The 17,563-nt window shown below is 62.6% G+C and carries 16 protein-coding genes; 5 read left to right on the forward strand and 11 right to left on the reverse strand.

The genetic code is table 11. The annotated features are described in order from the left end of the window. The first annotated feature begins 99 nt into the window (after positions 1–99). Positions 100–657, forward strand: a complete 558-nt coding sequence (locus M0639_RS24465) for a TIGR03086 family metal-binding protein (protein ID WP_007732609.1) — start codon at positions 100–102, stop codon at positions 655–657. Here M0639_RS24465 and M0639_RS24470 read toward each other — a convergent pair. Both M0639_RS24470 and M0639_RS24475 read right to left on the reverse strand, forming a co-directional pair. After that, positions 654–1,928 carry an alkaline phosphatase family protein gene (locus tag M0639_RS24470; RefSeq protein ID WP_007732611.1) on the reverse strand — a complete coding sequence of 425 codons (1,275 nt, stop codon included), beginning with the start codon at positions 1,926–1,928 and terminating at the stop codon, positions 654–656. The two genes, M0639_RS24465 and M0639_RS24470, sit on opposite strands and share 4 nt — an antisense overlap. After that, a complete protein-coding gene (locus tag M0639_RS24475) occupies positions 1,925–3,613 on the reverse strand; it encodes an alkaline phosphatase D family protein (protein WP_064074308.1) in 1,689 nt (562 codons plus the stop codon). Before M0639_RS24475 ends, M0639_RS24470 begins: the two co-directional genes overlap by 4 nt. A 264-nt stretch (positions 3,614–3,877) precedes the next feature. Between M0639_RS24475 and ilvD the strand changes: the two genes are divergently transcribed. Next, the gene (gene ilvD, locus M0639_RS24480) at positions 3,878–5,572 is read left to right on the forward strand and encodes a dihydroxy-acid dehydratase (RefSeq protein WP_003940201.1); all 1,695 of its coding nucleotides are present in this window, start codon (positions 3,878–3,880) and stop codon (positions 5,570–5,572) included. A 13-nt stretch (positions 5,573–5,585) separates the two neighbouring features. On the opposite strand, the gene M0639_RS24485 is transcribed toward ilvD, so the two are convergent. Both M0639_RS24485 and M0639_RS24490 read right to left on the reverse strand, forming a co-directional pair. Next, positions 5,586–6,242 (reverse strand): S1 family peptidase, encoded by a 657-nt coding sequence (locus tag M0639_RS24485; RefSeq protein WP_007732621.1) that lies wholly within the window; start codon positions 6,240–6,242, stop codon positions 5,586–5,588. 74 nt (positions 6,243–6,316) lie between these two features. After that, on the reverse strand, positions 6,317–7,036 hold the full coding sequence (locus M0639_RS24490) for a DUF6319 family protein (RefSeq protein ID WP_003940205.1): 720 nt from the start codon (positions 7,034–7,036) through the stop codon (positions 6,317–6,319). Positions 7,037–7,242: 206 nt separating this feature from the next. Between M0639_RS24490 and M0639_RS24495 the strand changes: the two genes are divergently transcribed. Continuing rightward, the gene (locus tag M0639_RS24495; RefSeq protein WP_007732623.1) at positions 7,243–8,343 is read left to right on the forward strand and encodes an adenylate/guanylate cyclase domain-containing protein; all 1,101 of its coding nucleotides are present in this window, start codon (positions 7,243–7,245) and stop codon (positions 8,341–8,343) included. 4 nt (positions 8,344–8,347) lie between these two features. On the opposite strand, the gene M0639_RS24500 is transcribed toward M0639_RS24495, so the two are convergent. Continuing rightward, on the reverse strand, positions 8,348–8,998 hold the full coding sequence (locus M0639_RS24500; RefSeq protein WP_030537009.1) for a TetR/AcrR family transcriptional regulator: 651 nt from the start codon (positions 8,996–8,998) through the stop codon (positions 8,348–8,350). 56 nt (positions 8,999–9,054) lie between these two features. On the opposite strand from M0639_RS24500, the gene M0639_RS24505 reads away from it, so the two are divergent. Next, complete coding sequence (locus M0639_RS24505) at positions 9,055–10,599, forward strand: MFS transporter (protein ID WP_064074307.1); 1,545 nt, start codon at positions 9,055–9,057, stop codon at positions 10,597–10,599. On the opposite strand, the gene M0639_RS24510 is transcribed toward M0639_RS24505, so the two are convergent. After that, the gene (locus tag M0639_RS24510; RefSeq protein ID WP_054831433.1) at positions 10,587–11,099 is read right to left on the reverse strand and encodes an Lrp/AsnC family transcriptional regulator; all 513 of its coding nucleotides are present in this window, start codon (positions 11,097–11,099) and stop codon (positions 10,587–10,589) included. The genes M0639_RS24505 and M0639_RS24510 overlap by 13 nt on opposite strands. A gap of 195 nt (positions 11,100–11,294) precedes the next feature. Here M0639_RS24510 and hppD point away from each other — a divergent pair, with 195 nt between their 5' ends. Beyond that, a complete protein-coding gene (hppD, locus tag M0639_RS24515; RefSeq protein WP_064074306.1) occupies positions 11,295–12,500 on the forward strand; it encodes a 4-hydroxyphenylpyruvate dioxygenase in 1,206 nt (401 codons plus the stop codon). Between the two features lie 6 nt (positions 12,501–12,506). Here hppD and M0639_RS24520 read toward each other — a convergent pair whose 3' ends face one another. The 5 genes from M0639_RS24520 to M0639_RS24540 all read right to left on the reverse strand — a co-directional run bounded on the left by M0639_RS24520 (position 12,507) and on the right by M0639_RS24540 (position 17,460). Continuing rightward, complete coding sequence (locus M0639_RS24520; RefSeq protein WP_020909123.1) at positions 12,507–13,157, reverse strand: NUDIX hydrolase; 651 nt, start codon at positions 13,155–13,157, stop codon at positions 12,507–12,509. Further along, the gene (locus M0639_RS24525) at positions 13,154–14,443 is read right to left on the reverse strand and encodes an adenylosuccinate synthetase (protein WP_064074305.1); all 1,290 of its coding nucleotides are present in this window, start codon (positions 14,441–14,443) and stop codon (positions 13,154–13,156) included. Before M0639_RS24525 ends, M0639_RS24520 begins: the two co-directional genes overlap by 4 nt. Before the next feature lie 9 nt (positions 14,444–14,452). Further along, the gene (locus M0639_RS24530; protein WP_064074324.1) at positions 14,453–15,439 is read right to left on the reverse strand and encodes a hypothetical protein; all 987 of its coding nucleotides are present in this window, start codon (positions 15,437–15,439) and stop codon (positions 14,453–14,455) included. A gap of 5 nt (positions 15,440–15,444) precedes the next feature. Further along, on the reverse strand, positions 15,445–16,476 hold the full coding sequence (locus M0639_RS24535) for a hypothetical protein (RefSeq protein WP_064074304.1): 1,032 nt from the start codon (positions 16,474–16,476) through the stop codon (positions 15,445–15,447). 84 nt (positions 16,477–16,560) lie between these two features. Continuing rightward, on the reverse strand, positions 16,561–17,460 hold the full coding sequence (locus tag M0639_RS24540; protein ID WP_064074303.1) for a LysR family transcriptional regulator: 900 nt from the start codon (positions 17,458–17,460) through the stop codon (positions 16,561–16,563). Positions 17,461–17,563: the final 103 nt, after the last annotated feature.

Below are 17,563 nucleotides of genomic sequence, written 5' to 3' on the forward strand. Positions count from 1 at the left end.
AAACTCCTCGATTCGACTGAGCGACAACCCCGACAGTCTTCACCGAATCGAAGCCTCACGCACCGATTAACGTCACGCTGATCGGGTTACCCTCGAGTGATGGCATTCGATTGGCTCGAACTCGTACTCACCGCCCACCGCGAATTCGGTTCACGACTCGCTGCGGTCGAGGACTGGAACGCACCCACGCCCGACTCCGACTGGCACGTCGAACACCTCGTCCGCCACGTCATCGAGGAGCAGCAGTGGGTACCGCCGCTCCTGGCCGGACTGACGGTCGGCGAGGCGACACCGGACATCGTTCCCGTCGGGGACGACCTGTGGACCGAATGGCAGAAGTACTCCGATGCCGCAATCAAAGCGTGGAAATCGACGGACCTCAGTGCCCACGTTCACCTCTCGTACGGCACGGTGAAGGTGGAACCCTATCTGCGCCAGCAGACCTCGGACGTCACGATCCACACCTGGGACCTTGCGCGAGCGGTCGGAGCAGACGAGCGGCTCGATCCAGACCTCGTCGAGGCCGTCTGGTCCGACCTCGACGGGCAGCGCGACATGCTCGCCGAGAGCGGACTCTTCTCCGATCCCGTCGACCTCCCGGACGATGCGTCGTTGCAGGACAAGCTGATTGCCCTGACCGGTCGCGATCCTCGTTAGACGTTCAGCGACACACCCGTCGTGCGGGCGACGCCGTCCCAGCCGCCGGCAGGTGCACCGAGGCCGAGCAGAGCCGCAACCGTCGGCGCGACGTCGATCGTGCGAGCCTGCGTGTCGATCTTCCGTCCACCGTCCAGAGCGGGATGTCCGCCGCTGAGGAAGAACGGAATGGGCAGTGTCACGAAGTGGCCGTGGTTGCCGGGAATCGGGTTGGACAGTGGAGTCGGATCACTGAACCGCCAGCCCTGAGCGCAAAACGCAACGACGTCACCGGCATTGGTGCCGAGATCGAATTCGGCGGGGAGGTGGCTGGATTCGACGCCGTCCACACCATCCACGATCTGCTGAATCCGGCTGACGGCTTCCGCCCGTTCGCCATCGGGTCCGATGAAGTAGATCAGGTCTGCGCCACCGTTCTGGGCGATTCGAATCTTGCCTGCCAGCAACGGGTCCGCGTTCAGCGGTCGATCCAAGCCGATGAGCCGCGCGGGCTCCGACCAGTCCATGGAGTGGTCGGCCAACACGATCAGAATGCTCCGATTCCAGCGACCCGTGTCATGAAGGAAGTCGACGAAGCGGCGAACCTGGTTGTCGGTGTTCTGAAGTGCAGCCGTGCGAGCGATCCGGATGGACGGACCGGACAGATCCAGGTGCCCGACCCGATCGACGTCACCGAGGTTGGTGAACGAGAGCCGCGGCGAGTTCCCGCCGACGATACGGATCAAGGCGTCGATCGTGAAGTTGTCCGGCGCATGCTCGGTACCGGGAACGAGCGGCTGCGGATCCCACACCAATGAGGCGCGGTCACCGAACAACCCGTGCAGGTAGCGCTTCGACAGCACACTCGCAGTGGTCAATCCGAGTTCGGTGCGCACCCGATCCAGAACCGTCGATGCCTGCAGGTCGGAAGGCCGATCGAGGTCACGCTTCTTGTCGATGGCCGGATCGTAGACGGAGTTGGCGGGTACACCCGAACGCGCCGGCAGCACTCCCGTCATCATCGCCGTGTGGTTCGGCAGCGTCTCTGCGATCGTGATGGCGCTGGCGTCCGGGTAGTGGATACCGCCGGCCGCAAGCCCGGTCAGCGTCGGGGTGAGCTCCGATCGCAGCTCGTCCGGCCGCATGCCGTCTACGACTATGACATGCACGTCCAGGTCTGGGATTCCGGCGCTGGTGGGAACACTCGCGCGAGCGGGCGTTCCGAGCAATGCCGTTCCGGCGACAACACTTCCGCCGATCAGAACGCTACGACGCGAAACTTCGATACTCACTGGTCGACTCCTGGTCGGTACGAGGCCTGATCGAGGGCGGCCGAGGTGGGTGAGACTCTACTGCCCGCGCCTGCCGGAAGACGGTAGCTCACGGCGTAGTGCGCATTGCTCTGCGGATTGGTGAGATCGTCGACGTAGTACCAGTCCATCTGAGTACCTTCGCGGGCGATTTCGAATACGCCGTAGCCGTGCGAATCCAGTTCGACGTACCGCACGTGTCGGTTCACGGCCTTGAATGCTTCTTCTGCCGCAACGGTTACCGTGCGCGGTGGCACTTTCAGCATGTCGTCGATATTGGGCGACGTCACCGACGGGACGACGAACTCGGCGCCGACGGTCGGCCCACCCGGATAGTTGGCGGCGTTGGTCGGTAGGTCGCAGGCCCATGACGTGTGGATGTCACCGGTGATGAAGACGGTGTTGTCCACACCGTTCGAGGTGATCGCGTCGAAAAGCCTGGTGCGGTCGGCGGTGTACCCGTCCCACTGATCCGTGTTGTACGGGACACCGGCCTGCGGCACACCCACCAGTTCGGTCAACGCCGCGGTGGTCGCCGGTTCCAGCGGCGGGAACACGCAGGGCGTGATCATGACCGGATTGCCGACGACCTTCCACTGCGTCGGGGAGGTGACGATTCCGTTGGTCAACCAATCCATCTGTGCGCGTCCGGTAATGGTGCGCGACGGATCGTCGACCTGCTTCATGGTCGGTTGCTCGTCGCGGTAGGTACGCAGATCGAGCATCGAGATCTCGGCCAGATTCCCGAAGCGGAACCGACGATACAGCTGAACGCTCGAACCATTACCCGACGGGCGGACGGGCATCCACTCGAAATATGCCTTGGCCGAGTTGGCCTTTCGATCTGCCCAGTCACCTTCGACACCGGGAGTGTGGTTTTCGGCGCCGTCCCGGTACGCGTTGTCGGCCGATTCGTGATCGTCCCACGTGGTGATGAACGGGAGCTTCAGGTGCAGAGCTGCCAGATCCGGGTCTGTCTTGTACTGCGCGTGCCGAATTCGGTAGTCGGCCAGCGAAATGATCTCGTGGGCCGGCTCGTGAAGGCGAACGGATCCGTTTCTCGCGCCGTACTCCCCCTGCCCGTACTCGTAGATGTAGTCACCGAGGTGGATGATCGCGTCGAGGTCTTCGCGGAATGCGAGGTGACGATAGGCACCGAAATACCCCGCCTCCCAGTTGGAGCAGGACACCACGCCGAAGCGGAGACGATCGAGATCTGCCGAGTTCGACGGAGCCGTGCGGGTGCGGCCCACCGGAGAAACAGCCGAACCCGCAGTGAATCGGTACCAGTACGTCGTCGACGAATCGAGTCCGGTGACGTCGACCTTCGCGGTGTGATCGGAATCCGCCGAAGCAGCAACACTTCCGGACGCAACGACGCTCGCGAACCCCTCATCGGTCGCGACCTGCCAGTTGAGAGTCACCGCCGGCCCGACGCCGGAACCGGGCGTCGCGTCTGCCGTCGGGGTGATGCGGGTCCAGATGATCACCGCATCCGGCAACGGGTCACCGGATGCCACGCCGTGCGCGAAGCCCGGGCTGCCACCCGGAACCTCGGCACCGGCGTGGCTCGCCGAAGCGACACCGAGACCTACTGCGCCGGCGAGGGCCGCCGATCCCTGCAGCAGGCCACGTCTGGATATTCGATCGAAGGCATTCGTGTGCACGCTAGGAGTGAACCCGCACCTGAACGGGCGTTCAAGAGAGCTTCGGGATGTTCACCCAGGCTTCGCCTGCGCTTCTCTGGAAGTTTGATCGAGTCGATCCCGATTACAACCGGTAATCGAGGGCCGAGCCTCGAACCACACCGACCTTGACACACTCAGCCCCAACTGCGATGCGACGAGTCTATTCACGACGGACGGCGTTTGTCGGCAAGTCGAGTCGCTCGTCTGCCGGAAACACACCCCGCTGACGCCTATGCTTGGAAAATGACCGAACCCGACATCAAGCCCAGAAGTCGTGACGTCACCGACGGACTCGAAAAGACCGCAGCGCGCGGCATGTTGCGTGCAGTAGGAATGGGCGACGACGACTGGGTCAAGTCGCAGATCGGCGTCGCCTCGTCCTGGAACGAAATCACGCCATGCAACCTGTCCCTCGATCGCCTGGCCAAGGCCGTCAAGGAAGGCGTACGGGAAGCCGGCGGGTTCCCTCTCGAATTCGGCACTATCTCCGTCTCCGACGGCATTTCGATGGGGCACGAGGGCATGCACTTCTCCCTCGTCTCCCGTGAAGTGATCGCGGACAGCGTCGAGACCGTCATGCAGGCCGAGCGTCTCGACGGATCGGTCCTTCTCGCCGGCTGCGACAAGTCGTTGCCCGGCATGATGATGGCGGCGGCCCGCCTCGACCTCGCCAGCGTGTTCCTCTACGCCGGCTCCACCCTCCCCGGCGTCGCCAAACTTTCCGACGGCAGTGAGCGGGAAGTCACCGTCATCGACGCGTTCGAGGCGGTTGGCGCCTGCTCGCGTGGGCTGATGAGCCGCGCCGACGTCGACACCATCGAACGGGCGATCTGCCCGGGCGAAGGCGCGTGCGGCGGCATGTACACGGCAAACACGATGGCCAGCGCCGCCGAGGCCATGGGAATGTCGCTGCCCGGCAGCGCTTCACCGCCCGCACCGGATCGTCGCCGCGACGGCTTCGCCCGCGAGAGCGGCAAAGCCGTTGTCGAGCTCCTGCGTCGAGGCATCACCGCCAGGGACATCCTCACCAAGGAAGCATTCGAGAACGCCATTGCAGTCGTCATGGCATTCGGCGGATCCACCAATGCGGTGCTCCATCTCCTCGCGATCGCGCACGAAGCGTACGTCCCGCTGACGCTCGACGACTTCGCTCGCGTCGGCGCGAAGGTCCCGCACCTCGCCGACGTCAAGCCTTTCGGAAAGCACGTCATGACGGACGTCGACCGTATCGGCGGCGTCCCCGTGATCATGAAGGCATTGCTCGACGCGGGACTCATGCACGGAGATTGCCTGACCGTCACCGGTAAGACCGTGGCGGAGAATCTCGCGCACATCACCCCGCCCGATCCGGACGGCAAGGTCCTGCGGGCGATGAACAAGCCCATTCACCCCACCGGAGGCATCACGATCTTGAAGGGGTCACTCGCGCCCGGCGGCGCGGTGGTCAAGTCGGCAGGATTCGAGTCTGATGTATTCGTCGGCACTGCACGGGTTTTCGAACGCGAGCGCGCCGCGATGGATGCTCTCGAGGACGGCACCATCACCGGCGGTGACGTTGTCGTCATCCGCTACGAAGGCCCGAAGGGTGGTCCCGGCATGCGCGAGATGCTGGCCATCACGGGCGCGATCAAGGGCGCGGGTCTCGGCAAGGACGTCCTGCTGCTGACGGACGGACGATTCTCGGGCGGCACCACCGGCCTGTGTGTCGGACACGTTGCGCCCGAGGCCGTCGACGGCGGTCCCATCGCGTTCGTTCGCGACGGCGATCAGATCCGACTCGACGTGGGTACCGGACAACTCGAATTGTTGGTCGACGACTCCGAATTGGAAGCCCGCAAGAAGGGCTGGGAGCCGTTGCCGCCTCGCTACACACGTGGTGTGTTGGCCAAGTACTCCAAGCTCGTGGGATCAGCCTCGGGTGGAGCAGTGTGCGGCTGATCCCAGCTCGCCGCTAGATGGGCCGGTACCCGGCGCCGACACCTCCGTGGGCATTGATCGTGTCCACGATGGAGGTCATGTTGGTGCCGAGTTCCGGCCCCAGGCATGGCACCCAGAGGTAGGCGTTGACCATCGCGACCAGCGTCGTCCCGACCGTGACCGGGGCTCCCGAATCACCGTGGTCGACGCAGATCTGAGTCCAGGTGGATGCGTCGGCGCTCAGGTCTCCCCAGACGACGCCGCAGGTCGTGCCCGTCGTACGGCCTTCCTTGCAGGCTGTAGCCGGGAAGCTGGCCGGAGCGCCGATCGAGGTGATGGTTGCCGCGCCCACCGTTCGAACTGGTGTGACCTTGCCCGGATCGAACTGGATGACCCCGTAGTCCAGGTCCGGGTTCGACTCGACGAACGTGCCGACCACGCCTGCGTCCTCGTTGCTTTCCGGGATCACGAACGATCCAGGACCACCGCAGTGACCTGCGGTGATACCCACGAGTCTGCCGCCGTTGTCGTGACCGATAGTGGTCAACGTACAGACCAGTTGATTGTCGATGATGATGCCCGAACCACCACCCATGGGCGTGGGTGCAGCAACAGCGTTGCTGCTGACGATGAACCCGAGTCCGAGTGCCAAGACCAACGCTGCCAGAGCCGAAACAATTCGCTGCAACATCACAATCTCTCCGCCGGTAATCTCCCCGCTGCAAAAAACGCATACCCCGGAAAGTGCGGACCTACGCAGCGTTTCTAGTCGGTAGCTCCGAGCGCTTCGAGCATCTTGCGTGCCTCCTCGAGCTGACGACTCAACTCGTCGACTCGCGCTGCAGCCATGTCCCGTGCAGCGACGATGATGGACTCGACAGCCTCGATTGCGGTGGGCTCACCCAACTCGCGGACAGCTCGCTCGACCGCATCGGGTGCGACCGGAACTGCTTTGCCCGGACGCTTCGCGCCCTGTGTGACCGTCACGCTCCAGTCGTTGTCCGCGCCCGCATGGATCGTGACGCTGATGCCGGCCGGCAGTTTCTTCGCACGCTTGACGGCCGGACGAGGTGTCGCGGCAGGGGCAGCAGTGGTAGTCGGTACCGGAGCGGGTGCAGGCTGCGCACGCGGCTTCGGTCGAACAGGCTCTACGAGTGGCTCCATCAGGGGCTCGGACTCCACAACTGGTTTGGGCCGTGGCGCCGGTTTGGCCGGTGCCGCGGAGACGCGGTTGATGCGCAATTCCTCTGCCTCGAAAGGCAATTCGTCGTTGACGCCTTTGGGGCGGATCATCACGGTGTTGCCGTCCACCGACACGACTTTCGCCGAGGTACCGGCTTCGATCCCCAGGCTGGGAGTCGCCTCGCGCAGATAGACGGTGGCGCGCTTGCCTTCGGCGACAGCCGTGGCGAGCGCTGCCAGATTGTCCGCAGTGAGGTGATCCGGCGTTGATGCGGCAGCGCCGGAACGTCTACGGGGTGGCATGCGCAGGTCCTTTCAGAAGTATCTCGTGCATTTCGGTATCGACAGTGCTTTTCTCGGGGCAACTCTTGCACAAGCCACCGACGTGTTGACTCTCACCGCCCGCCTGAGCCCGAGGATCCGTAGACGGTTCGGCCAATTCAGTACTGTTCTCGGGGCACCGCGTGGAAGATGGTGGACAGAAATTCGTTGCGGCAATAAGGAGCACGGTGAGCAGTTCGGAGTCAGAGTGGATCGACGAGGTCACCGAACCCGCCCCTGCTGAATCTCACGTTGCCGAACCTCACACCGCTGATCCGGTCGACGTCGATGCTCATCTGCTCAGCCGGATTCAAGCCGACATCGAGGAGTCCCTCCTCGGCGGACCGCGCTGCTTCACGCAATCGCAGATCGCGGAATTCGCCGGTGTGACACGCGAGCGTGCCGATCGTTTGTGGGTCGCGATGGGCTTTGCCGTCGACGAGGATCCCGACGCCGTCATGTTCACCCAGCAAGACGCCAACGCCCTCAAGACGATCATCGACATGGTCAATCGAGGAGTTATCTCGCAGAGCAGTGAGGTGGCTGCCGCCCGTTCACTGGGGCAGTCGATGTCGAGGTTGGCTGAGTGGCAGGTCTCGCTGATCAGCACACACATCATCGACCAGCTCGCCGACTCGGCAGATCACGAGCCCGAAGCGATCCGGAAGATCGTTCTGCGCCTCGGCGCCGAGATCATTCCCGCTGTCGAATCTCTGCAGACGTACGTGTGGAAGCGCCACGTCGCGTCGTCGACGGGCCGCAACGTCGGAAACCCGGGCGAAGAAGTAGCGAGTCGTGTTCTGGTCGTGGGTTTCGCCGACATCGTCGGGTACACCTCGCTGACCCGCGGCCTCGACTCCGCCGAACTCAACGATCTGCTCGAGCGGTTCGAGTCCGCGTCCACCGAAATCATCGGTCGCAACTACGGCTGGGTGGTCAAGACCGTCGGTGACGAGGTCATGTTTGCCGCTGAAAGTCCCCACCACGCCGCCGAGATCGCTTTGCAGATCCAGCAGGCGGTCCTCGCCGATCACGACGATCCGCAGCTTCGGGTGGGTCTGGCCATGGGGCCGACGTTGGTTCGCTTCGGAGATCTCTACGGTTCGGTGGTCAACAAGGCCGCGCGTCTCACCAGCTCTGCTCGTCCCGGCACTGTGCTGATCGACTCCGAGCTGGCCACCCAGCTCGGCTCGGACGCCAATTTCAAACTGCGACACCTTCGTCCGCGACGAGTGCGCGGCATCGACAGGCTCGAGCAGTACGTGCTACGCCGCAATCTGGAGCCGTGAGCTCTCAGCTCGACACTCCGCGTGCAGCCAGAAAGTCGTCCACGATCTGCTCACACGCAGCCTCCCCGAGAGGCGTCAGCGTGGCCAGCTTGGTGAGCACCAAAGGTCCGACCAACTGAGCAAGTGCGACGTCGTAGTCGTACTCCCCCAACGCGTCGATCGCGTCCGGCGAGCGCAGGATCCGATCGAACGCGTGTCGGTACTGCTCGAAAACCGTCTGGCGCAGCGATCGCAATTCGGGCTTGTCCGTGGACAGGGCATCGACGCTCGAATAACCCTTCAGTTCCGGCCCCAAGCCGAGCCAGCACATCGCCGTCACCTGGATCGGTGCGCTTTCGATGGCCTTGGCCTGACTGGTCAACAACTCGAGCAACTGCGCGCGGAGATCGCCTTCACCGGACATCTCCGGCACCGGCGGCAGTAGACGTGCAAATGCCGCGGCGAGTAACTCCGTGCCGCTGTCGAAATGGCGGTACAGCGTCGCACGCGCGACGTTGGCCAACTTGGTGACGGCATCGATCGTCACGGCGTCGACGCCGCCTTCTGCCAGCAGCGTGGTCGCTGCGTCGAGCAACCTGGACCTGGAACGCTGTTTGCGCGGGTCCTCGTCGTTTCCCTGCTGTTCGATTCCCTGCTTGTCGATTCCCACCGTCACAACTTCAGTTATACCCACTTGGGGGTTGTGGAACTGCTGTTCTTGTAACGATACTGATGGTCTTGTTTCTATCGGGAGGTTTCGTGAGTAGCGATACGACGCTCGAACAGTCCACGTGGACCATCCGACAGATCTGGATGCTGACGGTCGCGTGCTGCGCCGTCGCGCTGGTCGTCGCAGCGATGGCCGCTCTCAACACGGCCCTTCCCGACTTGGCCCGCGATACCGGTGCAACACAGAGCCAGCTCACGTGGATCGTGGACGGGTACACGCTCACGCTGGCTTGTCTCTTGTTGCCGGCGGGCGCACTCGGCGATCGATACGGTCGACGAGAACTGCTCATGTTCGGACTACTCGTTTTTGCTGCCGGCTCGTCGATTCCGGTCTTCGCGGACGAACCGTCGTGGGTCATCGTCTCCCGCGTGATATCCGGCGTCGGCGCCGCATTTGTCATGCCGGCGACGCTGTCTCTACTCACTGCAGGTTTCCCGCCGGCGCAGCGTGCCCGCGCCGTCGGAGTCTGGTCCGGCGTCGCAGGGTCCGGTGCAATCGCCGGACTCGTCGTCTCCGGGCTACTCCTCGAAAAATGGTCCTGGCATTCGATTTTCGTCAGCCTGGCCGTCGTCTCGGTCCTCATCCTCGTGGTGTCGTTCACGATCGTGACGTCGAAGGACACGGAGGCAACTCCACTCGATCTACCTGGTACAGCGCTGATCGCCGGCTCGATCGGACTGTTCGTCCTGGGGATGATCGAGGCGCCGGCCCGTGGTTGGCTCGATCCGGTAGTTCTCGCGTTGCTGGTCGGCGGAATTGCCATGACAGCAATCTTCAGCTGGGTCGAATTACGCACTCGCCACCCACTTCTGGACGTCAGACTGTTTGCCAATCGTGCATTCGGCAGCGGCGCAGCGTCACTGACCCTGCAATTCCTGGCGACTTTCGGCTTGTTCTTCCTGATCGTGCAGTATCTCCAACTGGTGCTCGACTACTCCCCCCTGCAATCGGCGCTCGCCCTCATGCCGATCGCCGTGCCGGTGATGGCCCTGTCCGTGGTTGCGCCCCTACTGATTCCGCGTATCGGCCTTCGCGCCCTCACCGCAACCGGTGTCGCCTTCCTCGGAACCGGAATTGCACTCCTGACGCGCTTGGATGCCAGTTCGACCTATGCCGAAGTCTGTGTTCCCTTGGTAGTGGCCGCTATTGGATTGGGTTTGTCGACAACCCCCGCCACTGCTGCCATCGTCTCCAACGCACCGGACTCCAAACAGGGGGTTGCCTCAGCAGTCAACGACGCAACCCGTGAGATCGGCTCCGCCATCGGCGTTGCACTGGCGGGAAGTATCCTCGCCGCCGGCTACGGAAATCACGTCCAGCCCGCGGTCGACTTGCTACCCGAACCGGCCAAGGAGCCGGTATCCGGTTCTCTGGCCGCAGCTCTCCACGTCGCCGAAGCAGCCGGGCCGCAGGGTGCCCAGTTGGCCGAATTCGCCCGTGAAGCCTTCATCAAAGGCATGGATCAAGGAGCACTCATGCTCGCCGCGATCATGTGGGTATCCGCGATCGTTCTGGGATTCTGGGCTCCGGGTCGTCAGCGAGACTGATCGTCGTGTCTATACGCGGGAGCTTTTGTCGTCTGCTTCGACTGCAGAGTCTGCAGTAGGGGCATCGACCGGAGCGGCACCACAACCGAGAGAACCATGACGCTGGTCGACCGGGTGGCTATCCCCGACCGATTCAGTTCGAGCAGCGTCGCTTGCAAATCCTCGTGCGACGCAGCGGCAATCCGGCACAGCACGTCGCCGGAGCCGGTGGTGGCAAAGGCTTCGAGCACACCGGGGATTGCCTCGAGTTCCGCGGTGACGGTGTCGAGCGCCCCCTGGGCGATCTGCAAAGTCACGAATGCTTGTACTCCGAAACCCGCTGCAGCCAAATTGACGTGCGGCGCGTATCCGGCGATGACGCCCGCATCTTCCATCCTTTTCAATCTCGCCTGCACTGTCGCCCGCGCAACCTTGACCTGACGCGAAAGCTCCAACGCACCGGCTCTCGGGTGCTTGTTCATCGCGTCCAACAGAGCCAGATCCACTGCGTCGAGATTCACGTCTGCTCCACTCGTCGTTCAACTATGCAAATTGCCTACAAAACAGTGCCACCATCTTCGCATTCCGGCGCTGTGTCTACTTTCAACTACCTCCGTTGACTACCCAACCTCTGAAGGACTTATCTGTTTGTACTGGCAGTGCCGAACATAACTCGAGCACCGCGCTGTGTACATCGCACTCAGAGGGGACTCACCATGACCGTCGAACAGACTCTCACCGACGACGAACAGTTGGCCGGCCTGGATCTGGAGCAATTACGCCAGCTGGTCGGACTGGTCGAGTACGACAGCGATCACGATCCCTTCCCGGTGAGTGGTTGGGACGGCCTCGAATGGATCGTCGGAAACGCCACGCAGACTTCACATTTCTTCCAGTCCGCATTCGGCATGGAATTGGTGGCCTATTCAGGCCCGTCGACGGGAAACCGCGACCACCACGCGTTTGTACTCAAGAGCGGTGCCGTGCGCTTTGTCGTCAAAGGTGCTGTGGATCCGACAAGCGAGTTGATCGCGCATCACAGCCGTCATGGCGACGGTATCCGCGACATCGCGCTCAGCGTCCCCGACGTGGACAAGTGCATCGCACACGCCATCACCCAAGGCGCGACAGTGTTGAGCGAACCGCACGACGTCACCGACGAGCACGGCACCGTTCGCCTGGCCAGCATCGCGACGTACGGCGAGACTCGGCACACCCTCGTCGACCGTTCCCGCTACACCGGCCCTTACCTTCCCGGATACGTCGAACGGACGTCGTCGTACCGCAAGCGTGACGGCGCGCCCAAGCGAATCTTCCAGGCCCTCGACCACGTCGTCGGCAATGTCGAACTCGGCAAGATGGACCAGTGGGTCGACTTCTACAACCGGGTCATGGGATTCACCAACATGGCCGAGTTCGTGGGCGGCGACATAGCCACCGACTACTCCGCGCTGATGAGCAAGGTCGTCTCGAGCGGCAATCACCGAGTCAAGTTCCCACTCAACGAACCTGCCATCGCGAAGAAGCGGTCACAGATCGACGAGTACCTCGAGTTCTACCAAGGTCCCGGCGCTCAGCATCTCGCACTTGCGACCAACGACATCCTCGGAGCAGTCGATGCTCTGGTCGACGAAGGAATCGAGTTTCTCTCTACTCCGGCTTCGTATTACGAGGATCCCGAATTGCGCGCGCGTATCGGAGAGGTTCGAGTTCCGATCGAGGAATTGCAGAAGCGAGGCATCCTCGTCGACCGCGACGAGGACGGCTATCTTCTTCAGATCTTCACCAAGCCGATCGGAGATCGTCCCACCGTGTTCTTCGAGATCATCGAACGCCACGGCTCACTGGGATTCGGACTGGGAAACTTCAAAGCCCTGTTCGAAGCGATCGAGCGTGAGCAGGCCGCGCGGGGCAACTTCTGAGGTAGGTCAGCTGTTTTCGGTCCACGCCCAGACCACCGCGGGTCGCCCGGTGGCACTGACCCGGACTCGTTCGTCCGTACGTTCCAGCCCTGGCAACGCTTTGAGCGTCCGGTTCAAATTGCCCGGGTCCGGACGCACACCGGAAAGCTCCTCCGCCACGGCCAGCGCGTACGACGCCGGAAACGACGGACCCAGTAGTGCCCGCGTGAATGCCTGATCTCGCCACAACAGGGTGTCAGCAAGGATCGGGCGGGTATCGGCGACTATCCGATTGTGGTCGAACGCAAGGTCCCCCGGGTTGTCCCAGCTCACCCATTCGGCCGAACCCGGCACCTCGTCCGACGAGATCACTGCCCACATCGTCACCGAGAGCGTCGGACCGCGGGGGTCGCGATTGGGTTCGTCGAACACGGTCAATTGACCGCTGACGAGGATCTTCTCGTCGGGAATTCCGAGCTTGGTGGTCACGGCTCGCCTGGCGGCGTCCTGCAACCGCTCACCGGCGCCCAGCAGTACACCGGGCAGCGCCAACTGCCCGGTGTACGGCTCCGCTTGCCGCGGAGTGACGGCAAATCGCAACATCCCGGGTTCCGGATTGCCGAACCGGAGCGCGATGACATCGATCGAGACAAGTGACTGGTCCACACCGTCCATCATGCAGGCACTGGGCATCGCATCTGACGATCGACCCGGTCGGCACCGTTCGCGGTCAGCACTACCGGCGCACCCATTTCCTCGCTCAGATACCGGGCGAAATCCTCCGGGTCGGCCGGAAGTTCCTTCGGCACGATCCCTACGGCTTTCAGGGAATCTGTCAGCGCCTGCTGGTGATCGAGATCCTTCCACTCTCCGACGGGAACGAACGGCAATCCTTCGTACGCGTGCACCCCGTGGATCGGGACGCCTGCAGCCCGCGCGCGATCCATCGCGTCGAGATGAGTAAGCGCCAAACCGTCGACGCCACCGCTCACCTCGATTGCGTAGTGCAACAACAACTCGTCGAAGTGGCCCATCCGGAATCCGCCTTGATACTCACCCGTCCCGTTGTGCAGCTCGGGCAACACCTTCGCCAGCTCCGGATCCTCCGTCGGGAAGGGCCCAGCTCCGTGTCGTGTCATGTACGTGCGGGTGACGCCGAGTACGTAACTGTCCCGGCCCAACTCGTCGATCATCGCTCGCGCGTTGGACGGCTCGACCGTCGACCACGTGGTGTGTGGGTGAAACCCCCGCCACTCGTCGAGAAGGACACCTTGTGCCCCCTCGAATACCAGACGACCACGGGCACCCAACGCGCCCAGCGCATCCGGGTCGGCGATGTCCACGACGGCACCGAATTCCGCGTACATGTCGACCATGTCGTCGATCGGCGGAAAACCGTGGCGACTCTCCGCGATCAACGGTCCGTAGAATGTGGCCGACGCCGACAACTTACGACGCAAGGAATCAGGTCGCCGGCAGTCTCCCACCGTAGGCGCATCCGCAACTTCGAGCGCATACGCCGCGGTCTCACCGATCCCCTTGCCACACGAGCCGTGTCGGTTACCGCCGCGAGCATCCTCACGGGCCCTGTTGGCGGCCACGTGAATCGGCGTCGTCAACAATGCGCGCGCGTCGATCCGTATCAGATCGAACGGATTTCGAACTCCGAGCGCTTCCAGAGCACGCGCCTCCCGGGCGAGGGCGATGGGCTCGACCAACACGAATCTCGAGAGAAACGTCGGGACGCCGGACAGCGTTCCCGAACCGAACTGCGAAAACGTGTGGTGGCGCTCGCCGACCGTCACGTTGTGCGCTGCCTGTGCCCCACCGTTGAACCGGACCACTGCGGCCACACCCAAATCGGCTTGGTCGGAGCAAAGCCAATCGACGGTTGCTCCCTTCCCCGCATCTCCGAACCCGAGGTCTACGACGACGATATCGCGGTCTTCGAACGGCTCCATCATGCTCTCCTTCTATGCGAAATCGACATCGTCCGTATCGGTTCCGAGATCGTGGGGCAACCCGGCCACCGTCGCGGTGCTGCGCCCTGGAATTAGAGCGAGAGCCTTGCCGACGGTCTCGGCTTCAGCTCTTGAACCGATGTCGCGGAGATCCGCCAGTCCGTCACGCAGGTCGATGCGGTCCTCGCCGATTCCGACCGTCAGCGCGATCAGTTCGCACACCGCAGCGGGGTCGTCGAGTTTGACGAAGCGTTCACCGAGCAACTTCTTCCAGTGATCCGCGATTTCCGGATCGTTGAAGTACGACGACTGATCTGGCAGAACGAAGTAGACATTCCATCTTTCTTCGAGTTCACGGTAGATCGACGAGACCGATACGTCCTGACGTACCTTGTCGCCGATCACCGAACGGATGTGACGAGCCGAGAGCCGCGGCTTGTTCAGCTCGTCGCCGATGATGAAGAGGTAGCCTCTCCTTCCGCGCTTCTCCCAGGCATCCGTACTGGTGTGGCGCGCCATGAAATATGCTGCCAATTCATAGCTTTCCGACTTCTGTCCACCACCGTTGCCCTCGAGGAAGATGGTCCGAAGCTGCTCGTCCATCGCGTTACCCGACTCGAACTGGCCGACTTGTAGTGGCACCTGATCGGAATCGGCGTCGCCGATACCACCGAACAGAATCTGCGGATCATCCGCGTATCCCTTGCGTTGCAGCAGCCCGTGCAGCTTTCCGAGCTTGTCCTGCATGATTCGAGGAACAGCGCCCATCGAGCCGGTGACATCGAAAAGCACTGCTATCGGGAGAGAATCGGGGTGCCCGGCCGAGTCTCGGCATTCACGCTTGTCGACGCCGAAGGGGTCGAGGGTCGGGTCCGCTTTCCAACTGCTTCGCGGACGCGACCGAAGCGAATCGGTGTAACCGAAATCGTCGACACCGCGTGCGGCACGAAAAGTCTTGCCCGCCAAATAGGTGTTGTCGTCCCAGTATCCGTAGCCCATGACAATCACTGTCCTTTCGTGGATGGAACGGCGAACGGACGAAATGTCCGCTGGCCATAGAGAAGATCGAGGAGTTCGTCGAACTCACCCAGTAGGTCGACCGCGTCGGGACGCAATCTCGGGTTGTCCTGCATGCAGCCGTCGGCAAACGCCTTCATCCGTTCGTGGGTCTGCTCGCCCAGCATTCGGAGCATCAAATGATGAGCCATGTAGACGTCCCAGGCCGGAGACGCTCCTTCGCCGAGTTCCGGTGGGTACGAATCACGATCGGAACCGATCGTCGCCACCGGGCGGCTGCCCGTACGGGTGGCAAAGGACCAGCCGACCAGCACCACCCCGTGCCGATCAGGCTCGATCAGCACGTTCTCCGCGGTAATCGCCGTGTGCACCCAACCAGTCGCATGCGCTGCTGCCAGAGCCCGAAGTAGCCGTCGGTGCATCCACGCCCAGTCCCGTGGATCGAGGCCACCTGGATACGCCTCACGGACGTCGGCGAGACTCACAAAACCTTCGGTCAGATCGTCCAACACATCGATCTGACGTCTCGTGCCGCTGCCCACATGGGTGATTTGATCGATCAATCGCGGGAAGTACGAGACTGCCCAACCGGCTTCGCACGAATTCTCGATGTCCGTCAACACATTCCGTTCGGCCTCGATCATCGAGTTCGCCCGAGGGTCTCGCGGAATCTTCAGTACGACACCGGCATCGGACCGGTACAGGTTAGCGACCGAGCCGCGCGCTACCAGTCCACCCAACGTGTACTCGCCCCGCTCGCCGACATAAACGGGCCGAGAATCTGCCGGCTCGAACTCCGCTGTCCAACTGCGGTATAGCTCGTTCAACCGAGATGTTGCGGCCGAGTATCGCACCCGATCTTCGGGCTTCGCCCGGTCCGGATGAATGGCGGAGGCGAGCCGATGAAAACGACGCTTCGCAGCGCGACGGGTGTCGAGATCGCTGGAGTCTCCCCCGAACACATCGGCCGAAACTCGTGCTGCCTCGACGATTTCAAGTGCCGTGCTGATCGTTTTCATGGTTTTAGTCTATCCGACTAAAACAAAGACGGCAAGAATGCATATTTCATCCGAGTACATGCGCATCACATCAGGACACGGCAATCACCTGGCGGTACCGAGGGCTGAAACAGCTTTGCGTAGCTCGATCACTGCCGGACTGCTGTCGCCCTCGCGGGTACACAGATCGATCGAACACTGCTCGATGTCGGAAATGCGCACGAAACTGATATCCGAGCGGGTGTAGTACTCGGCAATGGTTGCTGCCGTTATCACCACCGCCCGACCGTTGGCGACAACCTCGAGCGCTTCGTCCATCGTGCGGACAGAGGGACCGTACCGGACGGGTACACCACTCGGGCGCGGGTCCACCGACCACCATTTCACCCATTCGGGTGGTGCGCCGTCACTCGAAACCTGCACAGTCCCATCTATTTCAGAAATCTCGATGCTCGCGCGACCCGCCAGTCGGTGCCCTCGAGGCAGAGCCAACACCCGCGGTTCGACGCCTATCCGTTCGAGCACCACACCGTCGAGCACCGGCAGTGGCGGTCGCACGAAGGCCGCGTCGACGGTCGCGCTCGCCACCGCGGAAACCTGTTGGGACCAGTCCAATTGGACCAGCTCCACCTCCGCATGCAACGAATCGATCACCGCACGTCCCAAACTTCCGGCCGCCCCGTTGATGAATCCGATCCGCAACCGCCTGGCCCGCCGACGCTCGAGTGCGTCGAGCCCGTTCATCGCGCGGACGGCGAACTCGAGAGCGGGCCGTGCATCCGCGACGAACACCTCACCCGCGGCGGTGAGCACCACCGGGTGCGAACTGCGATCGATCAACTCGGTTCCCACCTGCTCCTCGAGTCGACGAATCTGCTGACTGAGAGCAGGCGCCGTGACGAACAACCGGTCTGCCGCTCGTCCGAAGTGCCCTTCCGCCACGACGACGAGCAACGAGGACACCAACCGCAGATTCAGATCTTCACCTCTTCTCGCCTTTTTCATTACCGTCCATTCGGTTGTCTTAGGCCGCCGTTCGCCAGCAAAGTGATGACCATCACGGTATCTGAACAGCGGAGTTAAGCAAACCGGCAATTGTCGAACGAAG

The organism is Rhodococcus qingshengii JCM 15477 (assembly GCF_023221595.1).
In the GTDB taxonomy this organism is placed as follows: Bacteria; Actinomycetota; Actinomycetes; order Mycobacteriales; family Mycobacteriaceae; genus Rhodococcus_F; species Rhodococcus_F qingshengii.

Bases quoted from the DNA above. Each gene is read 5' to 3' on its own strand.
- M0639_RS24465 (WP_007732609.1), top strand. From the start codon at position 100: ATGGCATTCGATTGGCTCGAACTCGTACTCACCGCCCACCGCGAATTC.
- ilvD (WP_003940201.1), top strand. From the start codon at position 3,878: ATGACCGAACCCGACATCAAGCCCAGAAGTCGTGACGTCACCGACGGA.
- M0639_RS24485 (WP_007732621.1), bottom strand. From the start codon at position 6,242: ATGTTGCAGCGAATTGTTTCGGCTCTGGCAGCGTTGGTCTTGGCACTC.
- M0639_RS24490 (WP_003940205.1), bottom strand. From the start codon at position 7,036: ATGCCACCCCGTAGACGTTCCGGCGCTGCCGCATCAACGCCGGATCAC.
- M0639_RS24505 (WP_064074307.1), top strand. From the start codon at position 9,055: ATGGTCTTGTTTCTATCGGGAGGTTTCGTGAGTAGCGATACGACGCTC.
- hppD (WP_064074306.1), top strand. From the start codon at position 11,295: ATGACCGTCGAACAGACTCTCACCGACGACGAACAGTTGGCCGGCCTG.
- M0639_RS24520 (WP_020909123.1), bottom strand. From the start codon at position 13,157: ATGATGGACGGTGTGGACCAGTCACTTGTCTCGATCGATGTCATCGCG.
- M0639_RS24525 (WP_064074305.1), bottom strand. From the start codon at position 14,443: ATGATGGAGCCGTTCGAAGACCGCGATATCGTCGTCGTAGACCTCGGG.
- M0639_RS24530 (WP_064074324.1), bottom strand. From the start codon at position 15,439: ATGGGCTACGGATACTGGGACGACAACACCTATTTGGCGGGCAAGACT.
- M0639_RS24535 (WP_064074304.1), bottom strand. From the start codon at position 16,476: ATGAAAACGATCAGCACGGCACTTGAAATCGTCGAGGCAGCACGAGTT.
- M0639_RS24540 (WP_064074303.1), bottom strand. From the start codon at position 17,460: ATGAAAAAGGCGAGAAGAGGTGAAGATCTGAATCTGCGGTTGGTGTCC.